Source organism: Streptomyces sp. NPDC091412 (assembly GCF_044756885.1).
In the GTDB taxonomy this organism is placed as follows: Bacteria; Actinomycetota; Actinomycetes; order Streptomycetales; family Streptomycetaceae; genus Streptomyces.
In genome coordinates this window covers 1-10,931 of sequence record NZ_JBIVTV010000037.1, presented here as the reverse complement: position 1 = coordinate 10,931, position 10,931 = coordinate 1, and the positions used below count along the sequence as shown (strand labels likewise).

Here is a 10,931-nt window from a genome sequence, read left to right as displayed (position 1 = left end):
ATGGGCTCCTCGCGTTCCTCCCGGCGGCGCATCAGGGCGGCGAGCAGCAGGGGGTTCTGGATCATCGACTCCCCGCCCTCCTCCCGGCGGCGCATGAGCGCGGCGAGGAGGAGAGGGTGGTCGATGACCGGGTCCTCCCCGCGTTCCTCACGCCGGGCGAGCAGCGCGGCCAGCAGAAGCGGTCCGATGACGGACTCCTCTTCCTCCTGGCCGGCGCCCGCCTTCTCCCGCGTGGGGCTCTCCGTCGTTGCCGTCATGGATTCCTCCTTCTGTGAAGCAAGACGCAGACGCATGACGCGGCGGAGTGCCCGAACTGTGGGAAGTTCCGCGCTCCGCTCCTTCGTCATCGTCGGCGCGCCCGGTGCCCCCCGCACTTCGATCTTGTGCGGCGCACGGAAGGCGATCCCGGCGGCCCGTGCACGCCCGAGGAGGTGGGGGAGACGCCCGGACGGCCCTCGCAGACGCGCGCAGGCCCCGCCGCGTCGAGGACGGGGCGGGGCCTGCGGCGACGGACCGGGCGGATCCGTCAGAGGCTCAGAGGCTCAGAGGCGCTCGGGCGTCCGGATGCCCAGCAGGGCCATGCCCTGGTGCAGGGTGCGGGCCGTGACGTCGCACAGGAACAGGCGGTTCTCCACCTGCTCCGGCGTCTCCGCCTTCAGCACCGGGCACTTGTCGTAGAAGGACGTGTACAGGGACGCCAGCTGGTACAGGTACGCGGCCAGCTTGTGCGGGGCGTACTCGGTGGCGGCCTCCCGCACCGTCTCCGCGAAGGCGTCGGCGTGCAGGCCCAACGTCCGCTCCACCTCGGACAGTTCCAGCTCCGGGTGGGCGCAGGGCCGTACCTCTCCGGCCTTGCGGAGGATCGACTGGATACGGGCGTAGGCGTACTGGAGGTAGACCGACGTGTCGCCGTTCAGCGAGACCATCTGGTCCAGGTCGAACTTGTAGTCCCGGCTCGCCGAGGTCGACAGGTCCGCGTACTTCACCGCGCCGATGCCCACTTGGGCGCCCCGCTCGGCGATCTCCTCCTCCGAGAGGTCCTGCGCCTTCTCCCGGACGACCGCCGAGGCACGCTCGATCGCCTCGTCGAGCAGGTCGACCAGGCGGACCGTCTCGCCCTCACGGGTCTTGAACGGCTTGCCGTCCTTGCCGAGCACCGTGCCGAACGCCAGCTGGTACGCCGTCACGTCGTCGTTCAGCCAGCCGGCCCGCCGCGCGGTCTCGAAGACCATCTTGAAGTGCAGGGACTGCCGGGCGTCCACGACGTACAGCAGGGTGTTCGCCTTGAGGTTGAAGACCCTGTCCCTGATCGCCGACAGGTCGGTGGCCGCGTAGCCGTAGCCGCCGTCGGACTTCTGGACGATCAGCGGGACCGGGTTGCCGTCCGGGCCCTTGACGTCGTCGAAGAAGACGCACAGGGCGCCCTCCGAGCGGACCGCCACGCCGGACTCCTCCAGCAGGCGGCAGGTCTCGGCGAGCATGTCGTTGTAGCCGGACTCGCCGACGATGTCCGGGTCCCGGACATCCATGTCCAGCTTCTCGAAGACGGAGAAGAAGTAGATCTTCGACTCGTCCACGAACTTCTGCCACATGGCCACCGTGTGCGCGTCGCCGGCCTGGAGGTCCACCACCCGGCGCCGGGCCCGCGTCTTGAACTCCTCGTCGGAGTCGAAGAGCTTGCGCGCGGCCTTGTAGAGGCGGTCGAGGTTCGACATCGCCTCCGCGCCGGTCACCTCGGACGCCTTGTGGTCCAGCTCGTGCGGGTGCTCGTCCAGATACTGGATGAGCATGCCGAACTGGGTGCCCCAGTCGCCGATGTGGTGCCGGCGGACCACGTTCTCGCCGGTGAACTCCAGGAGTTGGACGACGGAGTCGCCGATCACCGCGGACCGCAGGTGGCCGACGTGCATCTCCTTCGCCACGTTCGGCTGGGCGTAGTCGATCACCGTCGTGCCCGGCTGCTCCGCGTACGGCACACCGAGCCGGCCCTCGGAGTCGGCCGCCCGCGCCGCGAGGTTCTCCGTGATCGCCCGGTCGGTGACCGTGATGTTGAGGAAGCCGGGTCCGGAGACCTCGATGTCCTCGATCAGATCACCGGTGACCACGTGCCCGACGACCTGCGCCGCCAGCTCCCGCGGGTTCGTCTTGGCCCGCTTGGCCAGCGCCAGGATGCCGTTGGCCTGGAAGTCCGCCCGGTCGCTGCGTCGCAGCAGCGGGTCCGCGGCGGCGGTCTCCGGCAGGGTGGCCGAGAGGGCGGACGCGAGGCGCTGGTGGACGGAAGCGGTGAGGGACGTGACCGAGGCCATAGGAAAGGGTGCCGTTCTCCTCGTGCGGATGGATAGACAGGCCCAGTATCCCATGCGGGGTAAAGCGAATTTTCCGGCCGACGGGCGAACGCCGGGCCGCTCGCGCCCGTCCAACGCGTTGAAAAGGTGTTTTCGCGGATGCCGACCCGCCTGGGACAATGGAGCGGTCAGCCGTGCGACCGTAGCGGCTGCCCACGGAGAACCTTCAGAGAAACTTCAGGGAAAGAGGACGTGCCGATCGTGGCTCAGAGCACCGAGACCGCCGACTGGGTCTCCCGTTTCGCGGACGACGTCATCGAGGAGTCGGAGCGTCGGGCCCCGGGCAAACCGGTCGTCGTCGCGTCCGGGCTGTCGCCGTCCGGCCCCATCCACCTGGGCAACCTGCGCGAGGTCATGACCCCGCACCTCGTCGCCGACGAGATCCGCCGCCGCGGGTATCCGGTGCGGCACCTGATCTCCTGGGACGACTACGACCGGTACCGCAAGGTCCCGGCCGGGATCGCCGGTGTCGACGAGTCGTGGGCCGAGCACATCGGCAAGCCGCTGACCTCCGTCCCGGCCCCGAAGGGCTCGGCGCACCCCAACTGGGCCGAGCACTTCAAGGCCGCCATGGTCGCCTCGCTCGCCGAGCTGGGCGTGGAGTTCGACGGCATCAGCCAGACCGAGCAGTACACCTCCGGCGCGTACCGCGAGCAGATCCTGCACGCGATGAAGCACCGTGGCGAGATCGACGCGATCCTCGACCAGTACCGCACCAAGCCGAAGCCGGGCAAGAAGCAGCAGCAGAAGCCGGTCGACGAGGCCGAGCTGGAGGCCGAGGAGGGGTCGGGCGCCGCGTCCGAGGACGACGGCAGCTCCGGCTCCGCCGGCTACTTCCCGTACAAGCCGTTCTGCGGCAACTGCGAGAAGGACCTCACCACCGTCACCGCCTACGACGACGACTCCACCGAGCTGACCTACGCCTGCACCGCGTGCGGTTTCTCGGAGACGGTCCGGCTCAGCGAGTTCAACCGCGGCAAGCTGGTCTGGAAGGTCGACTGGCCGATGCGGTGGGCGTACGAGGGCGTGATCTTCGAGCCGAGCGGTGTCGACCACTCCTCGCCGGGGTCCTCGTTCCAGGTCGGCGGGCAGATCGTCGGGATCTTCGGCGGCAAGCAGCCGATCGGCCCGATGTACGCCTTCGTGGGCATCTCCGGCATGGCGAAGATGTCGTCCTCGCGGGGTGGCGTCCCCACCCCGGCCGACGCGCTGAAGATCATGGAGCCGCAGCTCCTGCGGTGGCTGTACGCCCGGCGCAGGCCGAACCAGTCCTTCAAGATCGCCTTCGACCAGGAGATCCAGCGCCTGTACGACGAGTGGGACAAGCTCGCCGCCAAGGTCGCCGACAGCTCGGCGCTGCCCGGTGACGTCGCCGCGTACACGCGCGCGGTGGGTACCGCCGCCGGCGAGCTGCCGAAGACGCCGCGCCCGCTGCCGTACCGCACGCTCGCGTCCGTCGCCGACATCACCGCCGGCCACCAGGACCAGGCGCTGCGCATCCTGTCCGAACTCGACCCCGCCAACCCGCTGGGCTCGCTCGACGAGGCCCGCCCGCGGTACGACAGGGCCGAGGCGTGGATCAACACCCACGTCCCCGCCGACCAGCGCACCATCGTCCGGGAGGAGCCCGACACCGACCTGCTGAAGTCCCTCGACGAGCCCTCCCAGCAGTCGATCCGGCTGCTGCTCGACGGCCTCGGGGACCACTGGTCGCTCGACGGACTCACCCACCTCGTCTACGGCGTGCCCAAGGTCCAGGCCGGGTTCTCCGCCGACGCCACGCCCAAGGAGCTGCCGCCGGAGATCAAGACCGCCCAGCGGTCCTTCTTCGCGTTGCTCTACCACCTGCTCGTCGGCCGGGACACCGGGCCGCGACTGCCCACGCTGCTGCTCGCGGTGGGCCAGGAGCGGGTGCGGGCCCTGCTCGGGGAGTAGCGGGAACAGCGAAGCGACACGCGGCGATACGACGACGAAGAGGGGCCCTCGTGCGAGGGCCCCTCTTCGTTGTTCAGGGGTCGTTCGGGGTTCACGGCTCAGGCGATGTGGTCTTCCTCCAGCTCCGCGTTGAAGCGGTTGGAGAAGCGGCTCACCAAGTGCTTGGCCTCGTTGTCGGGCAGCGAGATCCCGTACGTGGCCTCCACCCCGTCGGCGAACTCGCGGGGGGTGGGCAGGCTGCCGTTGATCGACTGACGGAAGACCTGGTAGTAGGCCTCCTCGTCCGGCTCCGCGGGCGGGGTGCCGCCGCCCTCGCCGAGCTGGCGGGTGCGGTTCGGGCCGGCCGGGATGGGGAAGCTGCCGGTGTCCTCCGGGGAGGGCTCGGGCTGCTGCGGCTGCGGGGCCTCGCCCTGGTGCTCCTGGTACCCCTGGTGCTGCTCCTGGTACCCCTGGTCTTTCTGGTACCCCTGGTGTTCCTCGTACCACTCCTCGTACGGGAGTTCCTCGTACGGAGGCTCCGGCTCGTACGCCGGGTCGTAGCCGCCGTGGTAGTCGATCTGCTGGGGGGCGGAGAACCAGGGGCTCGCTTCGTCCGGAGCCGGCTGCCCGCCGTTGTGGGGGCCGGCCAGTTCGGGCCGCTGCCCGCCGGGAGGTGCCTCCGCCAGCGCCGGAACGGACTGGGCGGCTCCCCCGTCGCCCATCCGTGGCGCCTCGGCGGCGCGAGCGTCCGCGGCCGCCTCGACCTGCGGGCGCGGCGGGATCAGCGCCGGTTCTATGCCCGCCGCCGCCAGGCCCGCCGGGGCCGTCTCCCCCAGGGGGACGCCGTACCGGGCGAGGCGCAGCGGCATCAGGGACTCCACCGGGGCCTTGCGGCGCCAGGCCCGGCCGAAGCGGGAGCGCAACCGGGCCTGGTAGACGAGACGTTCCTGTTCCAGCTTGATGACCTGGTCGTAGGAGCGCAGCTCCCACAGCTTCATACGGCGCCACAGCAGGAAGGTGGGGACGGGGGAGAGCAGCCAGCGGGTCAGGCGGACGCCCTCCATGTGCTTGTCCGCCGTGATGTCCGCGATCCGGCCGATCGCGTGCCGGGCCGCCTCCACGGCGACCACGAACAGCACCGGGATCACCGCGTGCATGCCCACGCCCAGCGGGTCCGGCCAGGCGGCGGCGCCGTTGAAGGCGATCGTGGCCAGCGTCAGCAGCCACGCGGTCTGGCGCAGCAGCGGGAAGGGGATCCGGATCCAGGTCAGGAGCAGATCCAGGGCGAGCAGCACACAGATGCCCGCGTCGATGCCGATCGGGAACACATAACTGAAGTTCCCGAAGCCCTTCTTGATGGCGAGTTCACGGACGGCCGCGTACGAACCTGCGAAGCCGATACCGGCGATGATCACGGCACCCGTGACGACCACGCCGATGAGAACGCGGTGCATCCGGGTCAGCTGTGGCGTGGCCACCCGTAACTCCCTCCCCTTGCGTGTTGGTTGCGCGCAACAGGGTGGCACATCTGTGCGAGGGGTGTGGGACCGGTCCGGTTGCTCCGCTTCCGCGGGCCGTCCGTGGGTCAGCCGTGGGCCGCCGACTTCGACGGTGAGGCCGACGTCGACGGCGACTTCGCGGGGGACTCGGATGCCGAGGAGGAAGAGGAGGTGCTCGGCGCACCGCCGCCGGACGCGCCGTTCGCCGTCGCCACCGCGGTCACCGCCTCCTTGGCGGCCTTCTCCGCGGCCTTCGTCAGGTCGTTGGCGTCCGGGGTCGAGTCACCGGCCAGGCCGGCACCGTTGTAGTCGAGGGTGACGACCACGTTCTCCGTCCGCGCCACGACCGTCTGCTGCTTGAAGGTGCCTTCCTTCTTCTTCAGGTCGTAGCGCACCACCGTGGCCTCGTCGCCGGTCCCGGACACCGGCTCCGACTTCACGTTCTGCGCGTTCTCCACGCTCCGGGCGTCCTGCACCTGCCGCTCGTAGAACGCCTGCGCCTGCTTCTCACCGGAGCCGCGGGTGACATCGGACTCGAAACGCAGCAGCGACACGTTGAGCCAGCGGAACTGAGAGCCCTTCACGCCGTTGTTGTCCAGGCTGTTCCAGGAGCAGCCGGCACGTGTGGAGAGGTCGCTGGAGGCGCTCTCCTTGCCCGACTTCGTGCCCTTCGGGACCAGTTCGCCGAGTGTCTTGGCCGACAGGATCTTGCACGCCTGGGGCAGCTTCGCGTACGCCGCCGCCTGCACCGTCGGCGACGGGCTCGCGCTCGCGGAGCCCTTCACGTCGCCCGGCGCGGTCTGCTGGGCACCGCCGCCGGAGCCGGAGTCCGAGGAGGAGCAGGCCGCGGCGAGCAGCATCACGGGAACGGCTATCGCGCAGACGAGGGCGCGGTTCGGACGCTTCGCTCGCGGGGTGCGCGGGGCTCGCCCCCACTGCCTGAACGGCGTGGGAGGTACCCCCACTTCTCGCTGGGCTGCTCGCTGCATGGTTCCTTCGCTCATGACGCTCGTGGTTCCTGCGGTCGGTTCGGGTCCGAGGGGCCACCGTACGCGGTGAGACAGCCGTGCGGTCCCACTTGTCGTACTGAGCGCGGCGTCACCGGGTGCCGCGCGGGAGTCGTCAACCACCCAGTGAATCGGCCAGGCGAGCGGCCAGTTTCCTTGCCTTGTCCTGCATTTCCTTGCTGTCCGGGACGACGCCGACGGTCGCCGGCTGCTCCTCGTACACGATGGTCACGATCACGTTGGACGTGCGGAATGCCACAGTCACGGTGCGCTGCTGGGCGGTCGAACCGGAGCTGCCGAGCGCGTCGTCGAGCAACGCCTCGTCGCCGAGATCGCTCAGGAGCCGGGGCTGGAGGTCGGCCGAAGCGGCGTCGCCGGAGGCGGACGAGGAGGAGTCGGGGGAGGGCGAGGACGCCGAGGACGCCGAGGACGCCGAGGACGCCGAGGGTGACGGGGACGACGGCGGGGTGCTGCCGGAACCGGAACCGGAAGGAGATGCGGAGCCCGCGCCGGAGGCGGTCCTGGACTCGGTCGTGGAGGCCGAGTTCTCGGTGGCGGTCGGCTCGGGAAGGTGCGCGGCGGCCCGTTTGGCGGCGAAGACCGACTGCGCCTGACTGTCGTCGCTGACGGTGTTGTCGTAGGAGACGACCCGCTCGAAGTCGATGGAGAGATGGTCGGTGGCGTCCGAGGACTCCACCTTCCAGCGGCATCCGACCTTGCGGTCGGTGTCGTACGTGAGCGTCGCCTGGCCCTCGTAGGCCTTGTCCCGCTGGTCCACGTCCATGATCTGCTTGATGCCGGGGAGCAGTGAGTCGAGGGTGTTGTGGCCGACCGCGCGGCAGGCCTCCGGAAGCGTCCGGTACCTGCCCGGCTGGGCCGCCGCCGTCGTCGCGTCGGCGCCGCCGGGGTTGGCGTTGTCCGCCCGGCCGTCACTGGACGAACCACCGGTGCAGCCGCCCAGCAGCAGCGCCGCGAGGAGCGCGGCCGCGCCGGGTACGTACGCCTTCCGCAGCACGGTCAGGCTCCTCTCGCTTTCGATGGCCCCGCTGGTTATTCGCTTGCCGGGCGGGGGCGCTCCCTGGAGACAATGTGTATCGCACGCACTGCCGTGGACGCCGGTCCGTTGTCCTGTTTCGCTGACCTTGGCGCTGGTATTGCGTTTCCATGCTTCTGTTGTGTTTCCGGGGGAATGAGGGCGATATGTCGTATGTGGAAATGCCGGGCGCGAAGGTCCCGATCCGCATGTGGACCGACCCGGCGACGGTCGAGGACGTGGCGATGCAGCAGCTCCGTAACGTCGCGACCCTCCCCTGGATCAAGGGCCTCGCCGTCATGCCGGACGTGCACTACGGCAAGGGCGCGACGGTCGGCTCGGTCATCGCGATGCGGGGCGCGGTCTGCCCGGCGGCCGTGGGCGTGGACATCGGCTGCGGAATGTCGGCCGTGAAGACCTCGCTGAGGGCCGGCGATCTTCCCGGCGACCTGTCCCGCCTCCGCTCCAAGATCGAGCAGGCGATTCCGGTGGGACGGGGAATGCATGGCGATCCCGTCGATCCGGGACGGTTCCACGGTCTGGCCACCGCGGGGTGGGACGGGTTCTGGGGGCGTTTCGACGGGGTGGCGGAGGCGGTCAGATTCCGTCAGGAGCGCGCCACGAAGCAGATGGGAACGCTGGGCAGCGGAAACCACTTCGTGGAGGTGTGCGTCGACGAGTCCCAGTCGGTGTGGCTCATGCTGCACTCCGGCTCCCGCAACATCGGCAAGGAACTCGCCGAGCACCACATCGGCGTCGCGCAGAAGCTCTCGTACAACCAGGGGCTGGTCGACCGCGACCTCGCCGTCTTCGTGGCGGACACACCGCAGATGGCGGCGTACGAGCACGACCTGTACTGGGCCCAGGAGTACGCGAGGTACAACCGCGCGATCATGATGGCGCTCCTGAAGGACGTGATCCGGCGGGAGTTCAAGAAGGCCAGGGTGACCTTCGAGCCCGAGGTGAGCTGCCACCACAACTACGTGAACCGCGAGCGCTACGAGGGCATGGACCTCCTCGTCACCCGCAAGGGAGCGATCAGTGCCCGGGCGGGGGAGTACGGCATCATCCCGGGCTCCATGGGCACCGGCTCGTACATCGTCAAGGGCCTCGGGAACGAGGAGTCCTTCAACTCCGCGTCGCACGGCGCCGGCCGGCGCATGAGCCGCAACGCCGCCAAGCGCCGCTTCTCCACCAGGGACCTGGAGGAGCAGACGCGGGGCGTGGAGTGCCGCAAGGACTCGGGCGTCGTCGACGAGATCCCGGGCGCCTACAAGCCGATCGAGCAGGTCATCGACCAGCAGCGGGACCTCGTCGAGGTCGTGGCGAAGCTGCGGCAGGTCGTCTGCGTGAAGGGCTGAGGCCCGCGGGCGCGGCCGTACGCCCGGGCCGTACGGCTACTTGGCGTGGCGGACCGCGTAGATCATCACGAAGGCGACGACGTGGATGCCGAAGAGGAAGTAGCCGAGGTAGTACCAGACGTACCGTTCGCGCTTCTTCTCCAGGGCGAGGCGTGCGCGCTCCGGCTCCCGGTCCTGGTCGTCGGTCATCACAGCTCCCGGTGGACCTTGGTGTTCGACGCCTGGGCGCGGGGGCGGACGACCAGGAGGTCGATGTTGACGTGGCTGGGGCGGGTGACCGCCCAGGTGATGGTGTCGGCCACGTCGTCGGCCGTCAGAGGCTCGGCCACGCCGTCGTAGACCCTGGCGGCCTTCTCCCGGTCGCCGCCGAAGCGGGTGAGCGCGAACTCCTCCGTCCTGACCATGCCGGGGGCGATCTCGATGACCCGGACCGGCCTGCCGACGATCTCCAGGCGGAGGGTCTCGGCGAGGACGTGGGCGCCGTGCTTGGCGGCGACGTAGCCGCCGCCGCCCTCGTAGGTGCCGTGACCGGCGGTGGAGGAGACCACGACCACCGTGCCGTCCCCACTGGCCTCCAGCTGGGGCAGGAGGGCCTGGGTGAGGTTGAGGGTGCCGAGGACGTTCGTCTCGTACATCGTGCGCCAGTCGGCCGGGTCGCCGGTGGCGACGGGGTCGGCGCCCAGTGCCCCGCCGGCGTTGTTGACCAGGACACCGATGGCCTTGAAGGCCGTGGCGAACTCGTCCACCGCCGCGCGGTCGGTCACGTCCAGCTGGTAGGCGGTGGCGGAGTGGCCGGCCGCGCCGATCTCCTCGGCGAGCGCCTCGATGCGGTCCTTGCGGCGGGCGGTCAGGACGACCCGGTAGCCGGCGGCGGCGAGCTGCCGGGCCGTGGCGGCGCCGATGCCGCTGCTCGCACCGGTCACGACGGCGATGCGGGAGGCGGCTGACGGGGCGGCGGTGGCCATGGGCTTGCTCCTCGGGGACGGGTGTCGGGTGCGTGTCTGCGCGGTCGTCGTCCCCAGCGTAGGGGAGCGTCAGCCGCCGTTCCGTGGTGCCCACATGATCACGGCCATGCCCGCCAGGCAGACCAGCACGCCGGTCACGTCCCAGCGGTCGGGCCGGTAGCCGTCGGCGGCCATGCCCCACAGGATCGAACCGGCGACGAAGATCCCGCCGTAGGCGGCGAGGACGCGGCCGAAGTGGGCGTCGGGCTGGAAGGTGGCGACGAAGCCGTACGCGCCGAGCGCGAGGACGCCGCCGGCTGCCCACATCCAGCCGCGGTGCTCGCGCACGCCCTGCCAGACCAGCCAGGCGCCGCCGATCTCGAACAGCGCGGCGACGACGAAGAGGGCGGCGGAACGGAGGATCAGCATGAGGGCAGCCTCGCACGAAGCCTCTGCCGGGAAGAGGGCGGTCCGGTCGACCGTTTTCGGTCACACAACGTGACACGTGCCGGCTGGTGGCCTCGACTGCCCCGGGATGGCGGGAACCAATCAGAATAGTCATGAACAAGCCATCAAAATGGCCGGTCTTGTGCTGTCGCCGATAAACGTATGGTTGATCACATCCGGTTGTTGACCTTGGACAACTGATGTCCCTTTCCTTCCTGTTGACGCTCCCTTTGCCTGCCCGTTTTAGATACGGAAGTCAGCTGTGAGAGCGACATGGGTGGGATGTAGCGGGGATGCGGACTGGATTGCGGGGCGGGGGCAGGGCCTTCGGGGCGCTGCTGAGCGTGACGTTGGCCGTGGGAGTGATTCCGGCCTTGGGAG

10 protein-coding genes are annotated in these 10,931 nt (G+C 69.8%); 2 read left to right on the top strand and 8 right to left on the bottom strand.

All coding sequences use genetic code 11. The features are described from left to right. On the bottom strand, positions 1 to 257 hold a 257-nt coding region (locus ACIQMV_RS37970; protein WP_402597645.1), incomplete at its 3' end, for a hypothetical protein. A 285-nt stretch (positions 258 to 542) separates the two neighbouring features. Continuing rightward, a complete protein-coding gene (argS, locus tag ACIQMV_RS37965) occupies positions 543 to 2,306 on the bottom strand; it encodes an arginine--tRNA ligase (protein ID WP_402597644.1) in 1,764 nt (587 codons plus the stop codon). Positions 2,307 to 2,537: 231 nt separating this feature from the next. On the opposite strand from argS, the gene lysS reads away from it, so the two are divergent. Then, positions 2,538 to 4,280, top strand: coding sequence for a lysine--tRNA ligase (gene lysS, locus ACIQMV_RS37960; RefSeq protein WP_402597643.1), 1,743 nt, complete (start codon positions 2,538 to 2,540; stop codon positions 4,278 to 4,280). 98 nt (positions 4,281 to 4,378) lie between these two features. On the opposite strand, the gene ACIQMV_RS37955 is transcribed toward lysS, so the two are convergent. The 3 genes from ACIQMV_RS37955 to ACIQMV_RS37945 form a co-directional block, all read right to left on the bottom strand. Then, the gene (locus tag ACIQMV_RS37955) at positions 4,379 to 5,713 is read right to left on the bottom strand and encodes a DUF2637 domain-containing protein (RefSeq protein ID WP_402597668.1); all 1,335 of its coding nucleotides are present in this window, start codon (positions 5,711 to 5,713) and stop codon (positions 4,379 to 4,381) included. Positions 5,714 to 5,844: 131 nt separating this feature from the next. Continuing rightward, positions 5,845 to 6,762 carry a DUF3558 family protein gene (locus ACIQMV_RS37950; RefSeq protein WP_402597642.1) on the bottom strand — a complete coding sequence of 306 codons (918 nt, stop codon included), beginning with the start codon at positions 6,760 to 6,762 and terminating at the stop codon, positions 5,845 to 5,847. A 118-nt stretch (positions 6,763 to 6,880) separates the two neighbouring features. After that, complete coding sequence (locus ACIQMV_RS37945) at positions 6,881 to 7,780, bottom strand: DUF3558 domain-containing protein (protein ID WP_402597640.1); 900 nt, start codon at positions 7,778 to 7,780, stop codon at positions 6,881 to 6,883. Between the two features lie 185 nt (positions 7,781 to 7,965). On the opposite strand from ACIQMV_RS37945, the gene ACIQMV_RS37940 reads away from it, so the two are divergent. After that, on the top strand, positions 7,966 to 9,159 hold the full coding sequence (locus ACIQMV_RS37940; protein WP_141359528.1) for an RtcB family protein: 1,194 nt from the start codon (positions 7,966 to 7,968) through the stop codon (positions 9,157 to 9,159). 36 nt (positions 9,160 to 9,195) lie between these two features. On the opposite strand, the gene ACIQMV_RS37935 is transcribed toward ACIQMV_RS37940, so the two are convergent. The 3 genes from ACIQMV_RS37935 to ACIQMV_RS37925 all read right to left on the bottom strand — a co-directional run bounded on the left by ACIQMV_RS37935 (position 9,196) and on the right by ACIQMV_RS37925 (position 10,532). Continuing rightward, the gene (locus tag ACIQMV_RS37935) at positions 9,196 to 9,348 is read right to left on the bottom strand and encodes a hypothetical protein (protein ID WP_172632890.1); all 153 of its coding nucleotides are present in this window, start codon (positions 9,346 to 9,348) and stop codon (positions 9,196 to 9,198) included. Continuing rightward, complete coding sequence (locus ACIQMV_RS37930) at positions 9,348 to 10,124, bottom strand: SDR family NAD(P)-dependent oxidoreductase (protein WP_141359527.1); 777 nt, start codon at positions 10,122 to 10,124, stop codon at positions 9,348 to 9,350. Before ACIQMV_RS37930 ends, ACIQMV_RS37935 begins: the two co-directional genes overlap by 1 nt. A 69-nt stretch (positions 10,125 to 10,193) precedes the next feature. After that, positions 10,194 to 10,532 carry a YnfA family protein gene (locus ACIQMV_RS37925; RefSeq protein WP_141359526.1) on the bottom strand — a complete coding sequence of 113 codons (339 nt, stop codon included), beginning with the start codon at positions 10,530 to 10,532 and terminating at the stop codon, positions 10,194 to 10,196. Positions 10,533 to 10,931: the final 399 nt, after the last annotated feature.

Bases quoted from the DNA above. Each gene is read 5' to 3' on its own strand.
- ACIQMV_RS37950 (WP_402597642.1), bottom strand. From the start codon at position 6,762: ATGAGCGAAGGAACCATGCAGCGAGCAGCCCAGCGAGAAGTGGGGGTA.
- ACIQMV_RS37940 (WP_141359528.1), top strand. From the start codon at position 7,966: ATGTCGTATGTGGAAATGCCGGGCGCGAAGGTCCCGATCCGCATGTGG.
- ACIQMV_RS37925 (WP_141359526.1), bottom strand. From the start codon at position 10,532: ATGCTGATCCTCCGTTCCGCCGCCCTCTTCGTCGTCGCCGCGCTGTTC.
- ACIQMV_RS37955 (WP_402597668.1), bottom strand. From the start codon at position 5,713: ATGCACCGCGTTCTCATCGGCGTGGTCGTCACGGGTGCCGTGATCATC.
- argS (WP_402597644.1), bottom strand. From the start codon at position 2,306: ATGGCCTCGGTCACGTCCCTCACCGCTTCCGTCCACCAGCGCCTCGCG.
- ACIQMV_RS37935 (WP_172632890.1), bottom strand. From the start codon at position 9,348: ATGACCGACGACCAGGACCGGGAGCCGGAGCGCGCACGCCTCGCCCTG.
- ACIQMV_RS37930 (WP_141359527.1), bottom strand. From the start codon at position 10,124: ATGGCCACCGCCGCCCCGTCAGCCGCCTCCCGCATCGCCGTCGTGACC.